Here is a 16936-nt window from a genome sequence, read left to right as displayed (position 1 = left end):
GTGTGCGGATCCGTCCACCGCTGTACGGCGGACTACGACCATAGCCGAGATTTTCGGCAGCGCAACGCCTTGCATTTCACTCCGCAATGATGTTTAGTTGTGGATGCTGGCCCAAGTGGACCCGTTGTTGCGTGAAGGGAGGTGCGAGTGAGCGGTGAGGAAGGTACGGAGCGCGCCGGCCCCGGTCGTCCGATGCCGGAGGAGCACGTCGCTGCCCGCATCAAGCTGGAGCGCGAGGTCCGCGGTTGGAGCACGGTGAAGCTCGCCGAGGAGATGGCCGCCGTCGGCCATCCGATCAATCAGTCGGCGATCTGGCGCATCGAGAGCGGCAAGCCCCGTCGCAGGGTCAACCTCGACGAGGCGCTCGGCTTCTGCAAGGTCTTCGACCTCACCATGCAGGACCTGACTGGACCGCCGGGCGAGCTGGCCACGCCCCGCATTCGCCAGCTCGCCCACGAGTACGTCCAGATGACGCGGGAGTACCACCAGCTGCGAGCGGCGATCGACCGGAACCAGATGCACCTGCACGAGATCGACATGGAACTCAACGCATACGGGGACATGGGACCCGAGCAGAGAGGACAGGTCGACGAACTTCTCCGGCTCGAGGAGCGAGCGTTGATGAGAAGCATGCACCCGTCCCAGGCCCACCTGCGAAACCAGGGGCAGCCACCCGCCGGCGAATAGCCGGCCACTGCCCCTCCCGCGGCGCTACGAACGCCGAGAAGCACCACACGTGGCGACCTCCGTCGCCGACGACCAACCATCCATCCCTGAACGACACCACCGGCCAGGCCGACGGGAGTTGCCGCTCCCGTGACGCCGATATGCCGGCGCGAGGAGTGTCCCCATGCCGCAGCCCGCGCTGCCCATTTCCCAGATAGCCCAGCTCCTGGACGTCCCCGAAGACGCCCTGCGCACCCTGATGGCCGAGCGGCGACCCGCCGGCGACACGACCCTGGTCGCCCTGACCGTCGCCGAGGCCGCCCGCCGGATCGGCATCGGCCGCACCAAGCTGTACGAGTACGTCTCCTCCGGCGAGATCGCCTCCGTCAAGATCGGAAGCTTGCGCCGCATTCCAGCGGAGGCGGTGAACGACTTCCTGGCCCGCCGTCTGTCGGCGTCCGACTTCGGGGCCGCCGCGTGACGCGAGCCTCCGCACCGAAGTCCCGCCAGCCCAACGGCGGCTCCTCGATCTTCCAGGGCAAGGACGGTCGTTGGCACGGTTACGTTACCGCCGGGGTCAAGGACGACGGCACCCCTGATCGGCGCCACGTCAGCCGCAAGACCCGCCCCGAGGTCACCAAGGTCGTCCGCGAGATGGAACGGCAGCGCGACAAGGGCGCCGTCCGCAAGGTCGGCCAGAGCTGGACGCTGGAGACGTGGCTGACGCACTGGGTGGAGAACATCGCCGCCGCGCACGTCTCGGAGAACACCATCGACGGCTACCGCGTCGCTGTGAACCACCACCTCATCCCCGGCCTCGGCGCCCACCGCCTGGAGAAGCTCCAACCCGAGCACCTGGAGCGCTTCTACAAGAAGATGCAGGACTCCGGCAGCGCGGCAGGCACCGCCCACCAGGTTCACCGCACCGTACGCACCGCCCTCAACGAAGCGGTCCGTCGTGCCCATCTCACCGTCAACCCGGCCACGATCGCCAAGGCCCCGCGCCTGGAAGAGGAGGAGGTCGAGCCGTACTCGGTCGAGGAGGTCCAGCGCCTGCTCGCCGAAGCGGGCAAGCACCGCAACACCGCCCGTTGGGTCATCGCCCTGGCCCTGGGCCTGCGGCAGGGCGAGGTCCTCGGCATGCAGTGGGACGACGTCGACTTCGACCTCGGCGTTATCCGCGTACGGCGTGGCCGGCTGCGGCCCCGCTACAAGCACGGCTGCGGCGACCGCTGCGGACGCAAGCCCGGCTACTGCCCCCAGAAGATCAACACCCGGCGCGAGACGAAGAACGCCAAGTCCCGCGCCGGCCAGCGCCCCATCGGCGTCCCCGACGAACTCCTTCAGCTCCTGCGCCAGCACAAGGAGGAGCAGGCGCGCGAGCGCGCCCTTGCCCGCGACCTGTGGACGGAGAAGGGATACGTGTTCACCTCGCCCACCGGCGAGCCCCTGAACCCGAACACCGACTACCACAAGTGGAAGGAGCTGCTGAAGGCCGCCGGCGTCCGCGATGCCCGCCTCCACGACGCTCGCCACACGGCGGCGACCGTGTTGCTCATCCTCGGCGTTCCCGACGCGGTCGTCGACTCGATCATGGGCTGGGAACCTGGCAAGTCCGCCCGGATGCGCCGCCGCTACCAGCACCTGACCAGCCGCGTCCTCAAGGACACCGCCGCCAAGGTCGGCGGCCTCCTGTGGGGCACGGACCAGCCTGCGCGTAGCGCTGCGCCGGAGGCAGGCCAGAGCCCCGTCCCCGCCGAGCTGGTGGTTCACGTCGCCCGCCTTGGCGAGCGGCGTGTTCCCTTCTTCCACCGCGACCACGCCGACGAGGTCGTCGCACGGTGGAGCGAGGACTGGCCCGACCACCCTGCCGAGATCGAGGAATGGGACCGCTGGCGCTGGGAACAGCAGGGCCCGGGCGGTGCAAGCGCGATCCGCGACCGTGTACCGGAGCGGGCCGTGGTCTTCCACGCCCGAGCCCTGTTCCTTCCTGGCGGGGAACGCGCGGCGACCGAGGTCCCGGAGCAGTGGTCGGTGCCGGCCTGGGCATTTGAGACCGACCGCTACACCGACCGCGCCTCTGCCTGGCGCACGGCCCGACGACCCGGGACGGGCCAGGAGGTCGAGGCCCAGGTGCGAGGCACGGACAAGGACGCCGTAGAGGCTGCCTTCGCCGAAGCGTGTGCACAGGCTGTGGACCGCGCCCGAAACCCGGGGAAGTACGGCGACACCGACGACTGGTGATGGCGGACGCCTCCGTCGGGACGCCACGCGGCGGTGGAGGGCGCCAGCGGGAACTCCGCTGGCGCCCTCCACCGCGTGGAGACCGACTCCGTGTCGCTACAGCTGGTTCTTCCAATTACGGATGGCCTGGTCGAGCTTGGCGCGAAGCCGGTCAGCGGCCGTCGTGCCGGGGAGCAGCTGGGGGTACGCCTCGCTGTCCCTCCTGGCGATCAGAGCGCCGAGAGTAGTGGAGCTCTGCGACGGGAAGACCAGTGAGCACTTCTTCCCGCCCAGCTCCTGCGCCAGTCCCAAGAATCCGCGGCCGATCCCGAGGCCAGGCGAGGTGCCGTAGTGCTTTGCCTCGATCGCGGCGACGAGCCCCTTGCCCCGGGGATGGACCATGGCTCGGCGGCTCCGCTCGGCCTCCTGGTGGTCCAGTACGGCGACGTCGCATTCGTGCGCCACCTTCGACGTGGTCGCTGCAACGTATACGCCCAGGTGGATCTCCAGCTTCTTCTGCGTGTCCGGGAATCTCACCACCGCGCGGGTGAAATCGCCGGACCACAGGTTGCCGGGGGACCGGCGGAACCGCAGCGTGGCGGCTGGGTTCGTGCCGTCCTGCGTGAGGAGTGTGGTTCCGCCCGCACTCCTTGCGGCGTCGAGGCACACGACGAGCAAGGATGCCTCGTACAGGTCCGACTCATCTGCCTGGCCGCGATAGAGGGGCTCCAAGACGCCGATCGCCTGCTCGATGGCCTGCACCAGGCTGGGCTTGTTCACTGGATCGCTCCCACGGACACGTCCGTTCCCTCGGACAGCAGCGCGCGGACGGTCGCCAGCGCGGCCCGCGCGTGCTCGGTCTCGGCCTTGAGGTCGAGAGACGAGGGCGTCTCCAGCTCCGGATCACCGAACTTTACGGTCAGCCCCATCTCCTGCCTTGAAGCGATGTCCAGCACTGCTTTGCGGGACGCGTACATGGTCTCGGCAAGGGTGAGCACGGCCATCCGAGCGAGCTCGATGCTCTCGTCGTCGGTGTACGGGAGCACGGCGATGTCCGCCTTCCCGAGGGGCGGAAGATCAGCCGCCGCCAGCCGGCTGGCGCGCGCCTGATACTCCCCCACCTGCTTGAGCCGCTGTTCGGAAGCGACTCGCCCCTGCCGGACCTCCTGCCTCAGCTGGTCGGCGAGATCCGGCAGCCTCTCTGCGAGATACGCCATGAGGTCTGCGAACTGATCACTTCCGTCGACAGGCACGCTGCCCCTCCCTTGGTGTTCTAGGCAGGACTGTAGGGCGGGCCTCTGACAGTGGTGCTTCCGCTCACCCTCACCGTCGGTGCCGGGCGGCCTCGATGGTGAGCCAGCGGCTCACGCTGCCGCCCACTGGCGCCGCTATTGCTCAGGCTGGTCGGGCCACTGTCCCGTCGGGGAGTAGACCATAGAGACTGGCTTGTCGGGCGAGGTCACCCTTGCCTTGCTGGTTGAGCATCCGGACGAACTGGTCCCGGATGTTGAGGAGTCCCACTTGACCAGCTGTCACAGCTTCGGTGACGGCGTTCTCACCTTGCCCGTGGATCTCCAGCAGTTGTGCGAGGGCCCACCGAGACTGTGCATCACCGCTGTCGGCGGCGATGCGCATCTCAATGACTGCTTGGTCAACGTCTCCCATCTGCGCGTACATGAAGCCGCGTTGGGTCCGTGCCCAGGAGTCACCAGCATCGGCCGAAGCTTGCAGGCTGTCGATTGCCGCCTGCAGTTCGGCATGGGCCGCCTCATGCTCCCCGCGGGCTTTCAGGAGGCGGATCAGATCGTCGCGCGCGGGCACGGAGCCCGATTGGGCGGCCAGACGGTATTCGCGCAGGGCTTCGGCGGTTCGCCCGTCCTGTTCGAGGATGCGTCCGAGCTCGCGTCGAGCAATGAGGTCGCCGCGGTCGGCCGCAGCGCGCAGTTCCGTAACCGCCTCGTCCTTGTTCCCCTGCCGGATCAGCAGCCGCGCAACATGGGTGGCGTCGCAGTTGAGGTCTTCGGAGCTTGCGGCACGAAGCTCGGTCAGGGCCTCGTCGATCATCCTGTGCCTGGCGAGAAGATGGACCAGGTTGCTGCGGGCGAGCCGGGATCCGGCATCGATGTCCTTGCGCAGTTCGGCGACGGCCATCGGGAGCCTTCCGTGCCTGGCAAGAAGGCTAGCGAATTGTGTGCGGTCGATGAGAAGTCCGGCGTCGCTGGCCGCTTGCCACATGGCGATCGCCTCCTCCACGCGATCGTGGCGGCTGAGCATCTCCGCCATCTCGAGACGCGAGTGGATGCCCGTTCCGATTCCGAAGGTGCTGTCGCATGCGTCGGCTCCTGCGGAGTAGGCGGCCACGGCGTCGTCAACGCGCCCTTGCCGGGAGAACCGACGAGCACGGTAGACGTGGGCATACGGTTGAGTGGGAACAGCCAGCTGCAGTACCTGGTCGCTCTCGTCGTGCCGCTCCTGGTCGGTGAGGAGGTCGGCCAGCTCCAGGTATGCGGCCGTAGCCCCCGCCACGGCTGCTCGCCGTAGGAACTGCTCGGCAAACCCGTACAGCATCCGGGTGCGCGCAATGGCCCCCAGGCGGTGAAGCGTCTCTGGATCATTGACATGGGCAGTCAAGTCGATGCTGCCAGGCGCAAAACCGACATTGTCTTCCGAACTGAGCGCGCTCCACAGGGAAGCCGGGATGCGTAGGTGTTGCCGCGTCCGCTCACCGTGCTGTGCGAGGTATTCATGGAGGACGTACCCCTCGGCTTCGCCGATGCCGGGGGTGTGGCGCACGGGGGTGAGAGGCGCGACGCCGTTGACTTCCTCGCTGGCGTACGACAGCGCGTGCTCAAACCAGTCTTTGCCTCCGACACGCAGGGAACCGTCGGGAAGGTAGCCGTCGACGGCGGTGCGGAGGAAAGCGGGGGTGTAGGGGCCGTGGACTCCTAGCCTCCGCGCGTCCATGGCCACGGAGATGACCGCCGTACCGTGTCGGTCATCGCCTCGCTCGTACCGGCTCACGAGTTGGCGGCCACCGGACAGCACCTGGGTGATTCGCCACTGTTGACCTGCTGTCTCATAGGCGATGGACAGCCTGGGGTCGCGCGCGGCACGGCGCCGCAGCAGCTCCTGTGCGGCCGAGTCCTGGGCGAAGGAGTCGGGAACAGCGATTTCCTCGACGTGATTCTCGAGGAACTGCCGGGCCGGCCGATGATGGTCAGCACCTTCTGCTGGTCGACGCATGAGCTCGTCCCAGTGGCGCGGCCACATGGATCCGATGATCAGGTATGGGCCTGGTGCCTCCATGAGCTCGCCCAGCGCCCGCGCGGCTGCGGACCCGGCTGCGGAGTCAAGGAGGTACGAGTGGAGCTCGTCCAGCCACACCACGGTGTTTGGGCCGATGTGCGCGGTGCTGAGGTGCGCGAGATCGGCCGCGCTGTTCGGGTGGATCAACGTCCAGTCGGCGCAGCACTTAATTGCCGCTTCCCACATGGTGCGGGTCGTGCCGCTCGACGAGTTCCCGGTCACCACCACGCAGGTGTTCGCGGAGGAGCGGGCCAGGAGGGCTCGCAGCCGGCGGTCGTGGCTGCGCTCCACGTACGGAGGGAGCAGTGGCAGGTCCCCGCTGACAGGCACTCGAAGTGCCCCTTCCGCAGGGCTGCACGGTCGGCCGAAATCGGTTGGGGCGACGGTGATGGCCCGGCGGACACCGAGTCGGAGAGGGTCCCACTGCCGCACCGGCAGCCGCGCGTTTCCAGCCAGACCTGATCGGGCGGCCTCCCGACGCTGAGAGCTGAGCTGCTCATGTAACCGCTCAAGCTGTCCGTGTTGCTTGCGCCACCACTTGATGTCCACCGAGACGGACAGAGTCCTGCCGCTGGCTCCTGCACGGTCCTGGCACGCCGTGACCCATTTTTTGACCATGTAGAAATCCGGAGGCGTGGCGTGGCCTCCGTTCTGCGTCTTGGAGATCGTCGAGATGCTCACGTCGAGCACGTCGTGCAGGTCGCGCACCGTCAGCCCCGCCTCCTCGCGCAGCTGCCGAAGAAGGCCACCGAACTCCTGGAACGCATCGGCCGGCACTGACGGTGTGGTCACCCGTACATCCTGCCAGGCGGTCGAGCTGTGCCGTGGCCGCGGCAACCCACCTTCCAACCGGGCAGTCCCGGTGCACGGGTGTGGTGTTCGCGCTCCGTTCGCGAACACCACACCCCTTCCTCTCCGGACGGGATCGTCATTCCCGTTCACGGCACAGAGAAGGGGAAGGATATGAAGGATTTCACTGGGATTCTCATGGAGGTGCTGACCGGGGCCGTGGTGTTCCAGAGGGTGGGGCCGTCTCCCTTCCTGGTGGCCGCACTGGTCGGCAGTCTTGTGCTGGTGTGCGTGGTCATCCGCCCGGTGGCGAAGGTGCTCGGGGGCAAGATCTCTCCGGAGGGGGCTCGTCGCGTGCGGCGGTTGGTGGCGCTGGCGTTCCTGAGTGGCGTGGCCAAGGCGGCGGGCAGCCTGGCGGTGGTGGCCGTGCTCTGGTGGGCCGCCCAGCACATCAGCTGGATCGGCTCGTGAAGCTGGAATGATCACAGGTAGACAGCCGGGGCCCGGCTCGTCGGGCGCCTATGTAGGAGGTGCCAGCACGCCGCCGCCGTGACTGCTGCGGCGAGCTGCTGAGGTGCCGCTCGGAGGAGAACCGGGCTCGACACCCAGCAAGGTGACGTCTGCCGGATTTCGGGGCGAAGCCCGTCCGTCCAGGTCCACGGGCGTCCACGCTGGGAACTGCAACCAAAACTGCAACCACACAACGACGAAGGTCCCGGCCGCAGTGCGGTCGGGACCTTCGTTTCGGCTGGTCAGCCGTGGCGGAGGATACGAGATTCGAACTCGTGAGGGGTTGCCCCCAACACGCTTTCCAAGCGTGCGCCCTAGGCCACTAGGCGAATCCTCCGCCGCAAACAATACAAGACGTTGGAGGGTGCTCGCGAACACGTTCGCCGAAGATCGTCCGGAGAGGGGGTCGGGGGGTGGCTCGGCCGTCGTTCGGTGGGGAGGGCGGGTGGACCGGAGGGGGTGGGGATCCGCTAAGGTGGGCGTCAGCCCCTCACGTGGCGCTATCTGACTGAACTCCCCCAGGGCCGGAAGGCAGCAAGGGTAGGTCGGCTCTGGCGGGTGCGTGGGGGGCCCTTTGCGTTCCCGGGGGGCCTGGTGGGCGGGCGCTCGGGTGACGTGGGTTCCGTTGTCGGTGGGCCCCGATAACCTCGTAGGTGTGTCGTCCCTTGCGCTGTACCGCCGCTACCGCCCCGAGTCGTTCGCCGAGGTCATCGGTCAGGAGCATGTCACTGACCCGCTCCAGCAGGCCCTGCGGAACAACCGGGTCAATCACGCGTACCTGTTCAGCGGGCCGCGCGGCTGTGGAAAGACGACCAGCGCGCGCATCCTCGCCCGCTGTCTGAACTGCGAGCAGGGGCCCACGCCGACCCCGTGCGGGGAGTGCCAGTCCTGCCGGGACCTCGCGCGCAACGGGCCGGGTTCCATCGATGTGATCGAGATCGACGCCGCCTCGCACGGTGGCGTGGACGACGCCCGTGATCTGCGCGAGAAGGCGTTCTTCGGGCCCGCCTCCAGTCGTTACAAGATCTACATCATCGACGAGGCGCACATGGTCACCCCGGCGGGCTTCAACGCCCTGCTGAAGGTGGTCGAGGAGCCGCCGGAGCACCTCAAGTTCATCTTCGCGACGACCGAGCCCGAGAAGGTCATCGGGACGATCCGGTCGCGTACGCACCACTATCCGTTCCGGCTCGTGCCCCCGGGCACCCTCCGCAGCTATCTCGCCGATGTCTGCGGGCGGGAGAACAGCCCCGTCGAGGACGGCGTCCTCCCGCTCGTCGTGCGCGCCGGGGCCGGGTCCGTGCGTGACTCGATGTCCGTCATGGACCAGTTGCTGGCCGGCGCGGGCGACGACGGTGTGACGTATGCCATGGCCACCTCGCTCCTCGGGTACACCGACGGCTCCCTGCTCGACTCGATCGTCGACGCCTTCGCCGCCGGCGACGGGGCCGCCGCCTTCGAGGTCGTGGACCGGGTCATCGAGGGCGGCAACGATCCGCGTCGGTTCGTGGCCGACCTGCTGGAGCGGCTGCGCGATCTGGTCATCCTCGCCGCCGTGCCGGATGCGGGGGAGAAGGGCCTCATCGACGCACCCGCCGACGTGGTCGAGCGGATGCAGGCCCAGGCCTCCGTCTTCGGCGCCGCCGAGCTGAGCCGCGCCGCCGACCTGGTCAACGACGGGCTCACCGAGATGCGCGGAGCCACCTCGCCGCGCCTCCAGGTGGAGCTGATCTGCGCCCGGGTCCTGCTGCCCGCCGCCTACGACGACGAGCGGTCGCTCCAGGCCCGCCTCGACCGGCTGGAGCGCGGGGCCTCGGCCGCGGCGGCCGCCGGGTTCGCCGCGGCGCCGATGGGGTACGCACCGGGCCCCGACGCCCACGCCCCCCAGGCCTACGTCCCCCAGGCCGCGGGTCCGGACGCGGCCCGTGCCGCCGTACGGGGCGAGGCGCCCCCCGCCGCTCCCGCACCCGCGACGCCCCCCGCCTACCCACCGCAGGCCGCCGAGCCCGCCCCGCAGGCTCCCGCCGAGGCCCCCCCGACTGCCGAGCCCGCCCAGCGCCCCGGGTCCTGGCCCGCCGCGGCCGGCCCGGACCAGGCCCGTCGCCCCGGAGGCTGGCCCACCGCGTCCGCCCCCGGCAGCGGCCCGGCCCCCGCCGCCTCCCCGCCGCCCGCCGCCGCCCCGGCGGCCCCCGTCGCGCCGGCCGCACCCGAGGGCGGTCAGAGCATGGCCCAGGGCGCCGCCCAGGTGCGGAACATGTGGCCCGACATCCTGGAGGCGGTCAAGAGCCGCCGCCGCTTCACCTGGATCCTGCTCAGCCAGAACGCCCAGGTCGCCGGGTTCGACGGGACCACGCTCCGGATCGGCTTCCTCAACGCGGGAGCCCGGGACAACTTCGCGAGCAGTGGCAGCGAGGAGATCCTCAAGCAGGCCCTCGCCGAACGGTTCAACGCCCAATGGCGCATCGAAGCGGTCGTCGACACCTCCGGTGGCGGCGGGTCACCCCCGGGCCCCGGCATGGGCGCCGGACGCCCCGCCCCGCAGTACCAGCCCGCCCCGGCAGCCCCCGCCGCCCCGGTCGCGTACGAGCCCCGGCCCCAGCACTCCGCCCCGCAGCAGTCCATGCCCTCGTCGCAGGGGCAGCCCCCGCAGCCTCCGCCGCCCCCGCAGCAGCCGCCCGCCTCCGCGCCGCCGCAGCGCCGGGATGCCGAGCCCGCCCCCGAGGACTCCCACAGCGCGTACGGGACGGAGCCGCCGCGGCCCGTCGCCCCCGAGGACGACACCCCGGAGGCCGACGATCCGGATCTCATCGACTCCGCCCTCTCCGGCCACGAGCTGATCGTCCGCGAGCTGGGCGCCACGGTCGTGGAGGAGTTCACCAACGAGCAGTGACGAGCAGAGACGAGCAGTGACGAGCAGTGAGGAGGGGAGGCGAGCAGCGAGCAGGGGCCGCGAGCAGTGAGGAGGAGGGGCGAGCAGTGATGCGGTGGTGGCGGAGAACAGGAGGCCGCCTGTCCACGGACCGGCGGCCGTCGGGGCTCCTCGTGCCCGGCGGATAGGCTGCACCCCGTGAAGGTCCTCGTCATCGGCGGCGGCGCCCGCGAACACGCCCTGTGCCGCTCTCTGTCCCTCGACCCCGATGTCACCGCTCTGTACTGCGCCCCCGGCAACGCCGGCATCGCAGAGGTGGCCGAACTGCACCCGGTCGACGCGCTCGACGGTGACGCCGTCGCGCGCCTCGCGACCGAGCTGGGCGCCGGGCTGGTGGTCGTCGGCCCGGAGGCGCCGCTCGTCGCCGGGGTCGCCGACGCCGTGCGCGCGGCCGGCATCCCCTGCTTCGGCCCCTCCGGCGAGGCCGCGAAGCTGGAGGGCTCCAAGGCGTTCGCCAAGGACGTCATGGCCGGCGCCGGGGTCCCCACCGCCCGCAGCTACGTCTGCACCACCCCCGCCGAGATCGACGAGGCCCTCGACGCCTTCGGCGCCCCGTACGTCGTCAAGGACGACGGCCTCGCGGCGGGCAAGGGCGTCGTCGTCACCGAGGACGTGGACGTGGCCCGCGCCCACGCGCTGTCCTGCGACCGCGTGGTCATCGAGGAGTTCCTCGACGGCCCCGAGGTCAGCCTCTTCGCGATCACCGACGGCACCACCGTGGTGCCGCTCCAGCCCGCCCAGGACTTCAAGCGCGCCCTCGACGGCGACGAGGGCCCGAACACCGGTGGCATGGGCGCCTACTCCCCGCTCCCGTGGGCCGACCCCAAGCTGGTCGACGAGGTCCTCGAAACCGTCCTCCAGCCGACCGTCGACGAGCTGCGCCGACGGGGCACGCCCTTCTCCGGGCTGCTCTACGCGGGCCTCGCGATCACCTCGCGCGGCGTCCGGGTCATCGAGTTCAACGCCCGCTTCGGCGACCCGGAGACCCAGGTCGTCCTGGCCCGGCTGCAGACCCCGCTGGCCGGTGTCCTGCTGGCCTCCGCCAACGGCACCCTCGACGTCCTCCCCCCGCTGAACTGGCGCGACGACGCCGCGGTCACCGTGGTCATCGCCTCGCACAACTACCCGGACACCCCGCGCACCGGCGACCCGATCGACGGGCTCGCGGACGTGGCGGCGCAGGATGCCCCCGACGCGTACGTCCTGCACGCCGGGACTCGCGCCGAGGGTGACACGGTGCTCAGCGCGGGCGGGCGGGTGCTCTCGGTGACCGCGACCGGCAAGGACCTCACGGCGGCCCGGGAGCGGGCCTACACCGCGCTCGGCCGAATCCGCCTGGACGGATCCCAGCACCGTACGGACATCGCCCTGAAGGCCTCGCAGGACTGAGACCCGTGGCGCCCGTGCGTGGCGCCCATGCGCCCATGCGCCTGTGTGCCCATGCGCCCCGTGACGTCCCGCCGTCAGGGGCCTGCTGGTCATCAGGGGCCTGCTGGTCGCCGTCCCGCCGTCAGGGTTCCGCAGGCCGGGGGCGCTCGGCAGACCGCGGGCCGCGCAGGCCCGAGGGACCGTGGACCAGAGCACCGCAGCCCCTCCGCCCGCCCCCGTACGCCACCGGCGTACGGGGGCGGGCGCGAGGGGCTGCTCCTTGCCCGGGCACCCCGGCCGGTGCGCTTGCCTATGGACGCGAACACGTCAGCAGCTTTGCCCAAAGCCATTCCATCGGGTGACGACTGGGCCATCCGGATGACGGTTGCCGGGGCCCCAACTAGGGTGCGGCGCAAGTGTTCGGGCACTTGGCCCACCGGCATTGCGATGTCGGTGACGGGTGCCACAGTGGGGGAGTGACCAACACCGTCGAGGGGCAGAGGGGGTGACGTCCGGCCGTGTCCGGTATCGATGTGGGTGAGGAGCTGGGTGCGCGGGCCGCACAGGCCCGAGCGCTCTCCCTGCTGCGGATCCGCAGCAGGGCACTGGCCGTGGCGATCCTGCCCGCGGCCGTCGCCGTCGTGCTGTTCGCGGCGGGCGCGCGGGGGCACCTGGCCGGTCCGGCCTGGGACGCCGTGCGCTGGACGGTTCTGGGCGTCGCGGTCGTCGTGCTGCTGGTGACCGTCCTGGTCGCCGTCTCGGTGGCCCGCGCGCGGCCCGCCATGAGCCCGACCGTCGCCGTGCCGGAGGAGGGGGCCCCCGACCTCTACCGTCTGGTCCGGGACCTGGCCGACCGGCTCGACGTGCCCGCGCCCTCGGCCATAGCGCTGACCCCGGACTGCGACAGCTGGCTGGAGGACCGGACGCACCGCGCGCTGCGGAAGGGCGTGGGGGCCCCGGGGGCTCCGGGGCCCGAGGCGGGTGGCGGGGGCGGGGACGCCGCCCCCGTTCTGGTCATCGGCTCGCCGTTCCTGTGGTGGATGCGGGTCGCCGAGCTCCGCGCGGTCCTCGCCCCCGTGGTGGCGGGCACCGGCCCGTCCGCGCACCCCGACATAGCCGCCGCCCGCCGCTTCGTACGCGGTCTGGACGCCTCGATCGCCGATGCCTCCGCCCCCGGCCGGGGCGCGGTGCGCGGGGCGCCGCTCGCCTTCACCGGCTGGGTCTCCCGGCTGCTGCTGCGGGCCTGCCGGGACCACGCCGCCGAGATGGAGCGCTGTGTGGCGGCCGCCGCCTCCATGCGGGCCCAGACGGTCGACCACGGGCTGCGGATCGCCGCCCAGGAGCAGGTCGGCCTCGCCTATGCCGGCTGGGACCGGCTGCTGACCCGGGTGGCGCTGCCCGCCTGGCGGATGGGCCGCTGGCCCTCCCGGCTGGACGCCGGGGTCGTCTCCGCGCTCACCGAGCTCTCCCGCCGGGACCGGCTGGCCGAAGGCTTCGCCCTGCGCCTCGGCGAGCGGCCCGCGTGCGACCTGCTGGAGGAGCCCGGGGTCGCCGACGAGGCGGCGTCCCTGCTCGCCGCCCGGCTCTTCCACGGCGGCCCCGCCGAGAGCGGCCCGGGCTGGGCGCCCGTGGACTGGCAGCAGTATCCCGACGAGGTCGTCGACCGGAAGTGGCGTACGGAGGCGGCGCGGCTGCACCGGGTCCTGGACACCTTGGGCATCCCGCGCGCTTCCGCCCCCGACCCCACCGATCCCGCCGACCCCACCGACTCTCCCGCCCCCACCTCCCCCACCGATCCCGCCGTCCCCACCCTGGCCCGGGTCATGGAGCATCTGTCCGGTGCCGGCGGACCCGGCGGCCCGGGCGAGGAACTGGCGGCGGGCATCGGCGCCGCCGTCGCCCGAGAGGATGCCGGGGCCCCGGGGCACGGCGGCCCGGGGTCCGGCGCCGCCGACGACCTCCTCGACCTCTGGGGGCCGGGCCCGCTGCCCCTCTTCCCGCTCCAGCCGCCTCGTACGGGCACTGAGCTGCTCGCCGACCACGTCGCGGCCATGGTCTGCTGCGCGGCCGTGGACACGGCCGGCGCGGCCCCCGGCCTGGACTGGCTGGACGGCCCGGCGCTGCTCGTCGGCGGCGAGCGCCGGGCGGACCTCGCGACTCCCGTCCTCAGCCTCGTCGAGGACGGCGATCCGGATCCGCTGCTGTCCTGGCTGGCCGAGGTGGGAGTGCGCTCCGACAAGCCCGTCCGGCTGGTCTGACCACCCGCCCGGCGGTCCGACGACGAGCTCCGTTCGCTGGGATGACCAGGTTCGACAGGTGTCACCGACCCGGCCCGGCTGTTCTCCGCCCCCGTCAATTCGCGACGAAGGGTGACGAACCGCGTGCGTTATGTGATGTGCTGGGGACCGGCGCTGACATTCGGCGCACCAGAGTTGTCCGGGGATCACCCGGAGCTGTCCGGGGGATCACCCGGAGTTGTCCGGGGATCAGAGGGAGGGGCGCGGCATGGGGGCGGAGCAGATTCGACGGTGGGAGTCGGGCGCCCTCGCGCACGCGGTCAGCGATCCGTTCGGGCAGGGCCCGCTGCCCTGGCTGCGCGGCAGCGAGAACTACTTCGACGACACCGGCCAGGTGGTCCCCTGGTACGCCGACCTCGCCCGTTCCACCGGCGGCGGCACCCGTACCGCCGACGATGTGCACCGCCAGATCAAGGGCTTCGTCTCGCCCGGCGCGGCGGCCCCCGGCGAGGCCATCGACTTCCACATCACCGTGGACCCGCCCCAGCAGTTCTCCGTCGACGTCTACCGGATCGGTCATTACGGCGGCGACGGCGCGGCCAAGATCACCACCAGCCCGCGGCTCTCCGGCATCGTCCAGCCCCCGCCGCTCGCCGCCGACCGGACGGTCTCCTGCCACCACTGGTGGATGTCCTGGCGGCTCCAGATCCCGAGCTACTGGTCGGTCGGCGCGTACGTGGCCGTCCTGACCACCGCCGACGGCTACCGCTCGCACATCCCCTTCACCGTGCGCCATGACCACCCCGCCGACCTGCTGCTCCTGCTGCCCGACATCACCTGGCAGGCGTACAACCTCTACCCGGAGGACGGCCGTACCGGTGCCAGCCTCTACCACGCGTGGGACGAGCGGGGGCGGCTGCTCGGCGAGGAGGACGCCGCCGTCACGATCTCCTTCGACCGCCCGTACGCCGGGGCCGGCCTGCCGCTGCACGTGGGGCACGCGTACGACTTCATCCGCTGGGCCGAGCGGTACGGCTACGACCTCGCCTACGCCGACGCCCGCGACCTGCACGCGGGCCGCGTCGACCCCAGCCGCTACCGGGGCCTGGTCTTCCCCGGCCACGACGAGTACTGGACGCTGCCGATGCGCCGGGCCGCCGAGCGCGCCCGGGACTCCGGCACGTCGCTCGTCTTCCTCTCCGCCAACACCATGTACTGGCAGGTGGGCCTCGCCCCGTCGGCCTCCGGCGAGGCGGACCGGCTGCTGACCTGCCGCAAGCGCCGGGGGCCCGGGAAGTCCGCCCTGTGGCGCGAGGTGGACCGGCCCGAGCAACAGCTCCTGGGCATCCAGTACGCGGGCCGGGTGCCCGATCCCCGCCCGCTCGTCGTGCGCAACGCCGAGCACTGGCTCTGGGACTCCACGGGCGCGGTCGAGGGCGACGAGATCCCGGGCCTGGTCGCCGGTGAGGCCGACCGCTACTTCCCGCGCACCACCCTGCCCGAGCACGACAACCGGATCCTGCTCGCCCACTCCCCGTACGAGGACTCCGAGGGCGCCACCCGGCACCAGGAGACCTCGCTCTACCAGTCCCCCTCCGGCGCACTCGTCTTCGCCTCCGGCACCTTCGCCTGGTCCCCGGCCCTGGACCGCCCCGGGCACACCGACCCCCGGATCCAGCGGGCCACGGCCAACCTCCTCGACCGCATCTGCAAGCGCGACTGACCGTTCGAGGAACGCGACCGGCCGGATTCACGAACGCGACCGACGCCCCGCCGGGCCCGGCGCGCGCCGCGGGACATCCGTACGGGACAATCGGAACCGCTCCTGGATCAATCTACGCGGAGGCACCGTGTCCGGTTTTGTAGAAAAGCCCGAGCCCGTTCAGGTTCCGGGCCTCACCCACCTGCACACCGGCAAGGTGCGTGACCTGTACCGGAACGAGGCGGGCGACCTCGTCATGGTCGCCAGCGACCGTATCTCCGCGTACGACTGGGTCCTGCCCACCGAGATCCCCGACAAGGGCCGCGTCCTCACCCGGCTCTCGCTCTGGTGGTTCGACCAGCTCGCCGACCTGGTCCCCAACCACGTCATCTCCACCGAGCTGCCCCCGGGCGCCCCGGCCGACTGGGCGGGCCGCACCCTCGTCTGCAAGTCCCTGCGCATGGTCGAGGTCGAGTGCGTGGCCCGCGGCTATCTGACCGGCTCCGGGCTCGTCGAGTACGACGCCAGCCGTACGGTCTGCGGCATCGGTCTGCCCGAGGGCCTGGTCAACGGGTCCGAGCTGCCCGGACCGATCTTCACCCCGGCCACCAAGGCGGCCGTCGGCGATCACGACGAGAACGTCAGTTACGAGGCCGTCGCCCGGGAGGTCGGCGTGGAGACGGCCGCCGTGCTGCGGCGCACGACGCTCGACGTCTACCGCCGGGCCCGGGACATCGCGCACGAGCGCGGGATCATCCTGGCCGACACCAAGTTCGAGTTCGGCTTCGAGACCACCGAGGACGGGACCGAGCGGCTGATCATCGCCGACGAGGTGCTGACCCCGGACTCCTCGCGCTTCTGGCCCGCCGCCACCTGGCAGCCCGGCCGGGCGCAGCCCAGCTACGACAAGCAGTTCGTGCGCGACTGGCTGACCTCGCCGGCCTCCGGCTGGGACCGTGCGAGCGAGCAGCCGCCCCCGGCGCTGCCGCAGGAGATCGTGGCGGCGACCCGCGCCAAGTACATCGAGGCGTACGAGGTGCTCACCGGCACCAACTGGTCGTAGCCGCCAGGGATACGCGGAAAGCCCCGGTCCGAGAGGACCGGGGCTTTCCCATCCGGAGCGGACGACCAGGTTCGAACTGGCGACCTCAACCTTGGCAAGGTTGCGCTCTACCAACTGAGCTACGTCCGCAGTGCGCCGAAGCG

12 protein-coding genes, 2 tRNA genes and 1 other RNA gene are annotated in these 16936 nt (G+C 71.2%); 10 read left to right on the top strand and 5 right to left on the bottom strand.

What is annotated here, in order from left to right; all coding sequences use genetic code 11:
* Window positions 1-192 precede the first annotated feature (192 nt).
* From PSQ21_RS15420 to PSQ21_RS15410, 3 genes are all read left to right on the top strand, one after another.
* Window positions 193-687, top strand: coding sequence for a helix-turn-helix transcriptional regulator (locus PSQ21_RS15420; protein ID WP_274035788.1), 495 nt, complete (start codon window positions 193-195; stop codon window positions 685-687).
* A gap of 163 nt (window positions 688-850) precedes the next feature.
* Window positions 851-1147, top strand: a complete 297-nt coding sequence (locus PSQ21_RS15415) for a helix-turn-helix domain-containing protein (protein WP_274031075.1) — start codon at window positions 851-853, stop codon at window positions 1145-1147.
* On the top strand, window positions 1144-2910 hold the full coding sequence (locus tag PSQ21_RS15410) for a tyrosine-type recombinase/integrase (protein ID WP_274031074.1): 1767 nt from the start codon (window positions 1144-1146) through the stop codon (window positions 2908-2910). Before PSQ21_RS15415 ends, PSQ21_RS15410 begins: the two co-directional genes overlap by 4 nt.
* 96 nt (window positions 2911-3006) lie before the next feature.
* Here PSQ21_RS15410 and PSQ21_RS15405 read toward each other — a convergent pair whose 3' ends face one another.
* From PSQ21_RS15405 to PSQ21_RS15395, 3 genes are all read right to left on the bottom strand, one after another.
* Window positions 3007-3669, bottom strand: a complete 663-nt coding sequence (locus tag PSQ21_RS15405) for a hypothetical protein (protein ID WP_274031073.1) — start codon at window positions 3667-3669, stop codon at window positions 3007-3009.
* Complete coding sequence (locus tag PSQ21_RS15400; RefSeq protein ID WP_274031072.1) at window positions 3666-4142, bottom strand: hypothetical protein; 477 nt, start codon at window positions 4140-4142, stop codon at window positions 3666-3668. The genes PSQ21_RS15405 and PSQ21_RS15400 overlap by 4 nt, the downstream gene beginning before the upstream one ends.
* 142 nt (window positions 4143-4284) lie before the next feature.
* Window positions 4285-6987: a helix-turn-helix domain-containing protein gene (locus PSQ21_RS15395; protein ID WP_274031071.1), complete on the bottom strand. Its 2703-nt coding sequence runs from the start codon at window positions 6985-6987 to the stop codon at window positions 4285-4287.
* Between the two features lie 171 nt (window positions 6988-7158).
* Between PSQ21_RS15395 and PSQ21_RS15390 the strand changes: the two genes are divergently transcribed.
* Window positions 7159-7455 (top strand): hypothetical protein, encoded by a 297-nt coding sequence (locus PSQ21_RS15390; RefSeq protein WP_274031070.1) that lies wholly within the window; start codon window positions 7159-7161, stop codon window positions 7453-7455.
* Between the two features lie 288 nt (window positions 7456-7743).
* Here the strand turns inward: PSQ21_RS15390 and PSQ21_RS15385 are convergent.
* Window positions 7744-7831: transfer RNA gene (locus PSQ21_RS15385), tRNA-Ser, on the bottom strand.
* A gap of 144 nt (window positions 7832-7975) precedes the next feature.
* Between PSQ21_RS15385 and ffs the strand changes: the two genes are divergently transcribed.
* The 6 genes from ffs (at window position 7976) to PSQ21_RS15355 (ending at window position 16793) form a co-directional block, all read left to right on the top strand.
* Window positions 7976-8072: signal recognition particle sRNA small type (gene ffs, locus PSQ21_RS15380), an RNA gene on the top strand.
* 77 nt (window positions 8073-8149) lie between these two features.
* Complete coding sequence (locus PSQ21_RS15375) at window positions 8150-10384, top strand: DNA polymerase III subunit gamma and tau (protein ID WP_274031069.1); 2235 nt, start codon at window positions 8150-8152, stop codon at window positions 10382-10384.
* A 177-nt stretch (window positions 10385-10561) separates the two neighbouring features.
* Window positions 10562-11812 (top strand): phosphoribosylamine--glycine ligase, encoded by a 1251-nt coding sequence (gene purD, locus PSQ21_RS15370; protein ID WP_274031068.1) that lies wholly within the window; start codon window positions 10562-10564, stop codon window positions 11810-11812.
* 497 nt (window positions 11813-12309) lie between these two features.
* Window positions 12310-14049: a hypothetical protein gene (locus PSQ21_RS15365; RefSeq protein ID WP_274031066.1), complete on the top strand. Its 1740-nt coding sequence runs from the start codon at window positions 12310-12312 to the stop codon at window positions 14047-14049.
* Between the two features lie 247 nt (window positions 14050-14296).
* Window positions 14297-15751, top strand: a complete 1455-nt coding sequence (locus PSQ21_RS15360) for a N,N-dimethylformamidase beta subunit family domain-containing protein (protein ID WP_274031065.1) — start codon at window positions 14297-14299, stop codon at window positions 15749-15751.
* Window positions 15752-15878: 127 nt separating this feature from the next.
* The gene (locus PSQ21_RS15355) at window positions 15879-16793 is read left to right on the top strand and encodes a phosphoribosylaminoimidazolesuccinocarboxamide synthase (protein ID WP_274031064.1); all 915 of its coding nucleotides are present in this window, start codon (window positions 15879-15881) and stop codon (window positions 16791-16793) included.
* Between the two features lie 56 nt (window positions 16794-16849).
* On the opposite strand, the gene PSQ21_RS15350 is transcribed toward PSQ21_RS15355, so the two are convergent.
* A tRNA-Gly gene (locus PSQ21_RS15350) sits at window positions 16850-16922 on the bottom strand.
* Between the last annotated feature and the right edge of the window lie 14 nt (window positions 16923-16936).

The organism is Streptomyces sp. MMBL 11-1 (genome assembly GCF_028622875.1).
Taxonomy (GTDB): Bacteria; Actinomycetota; Actinomycetes; order Streptomycetales; family Streptomycetaceae; genus Streptomyces.
Note: the sequence above shows the minus strand (reverse complement) of the source record. Positions and strands in the feature narration are given on the sequence as shown.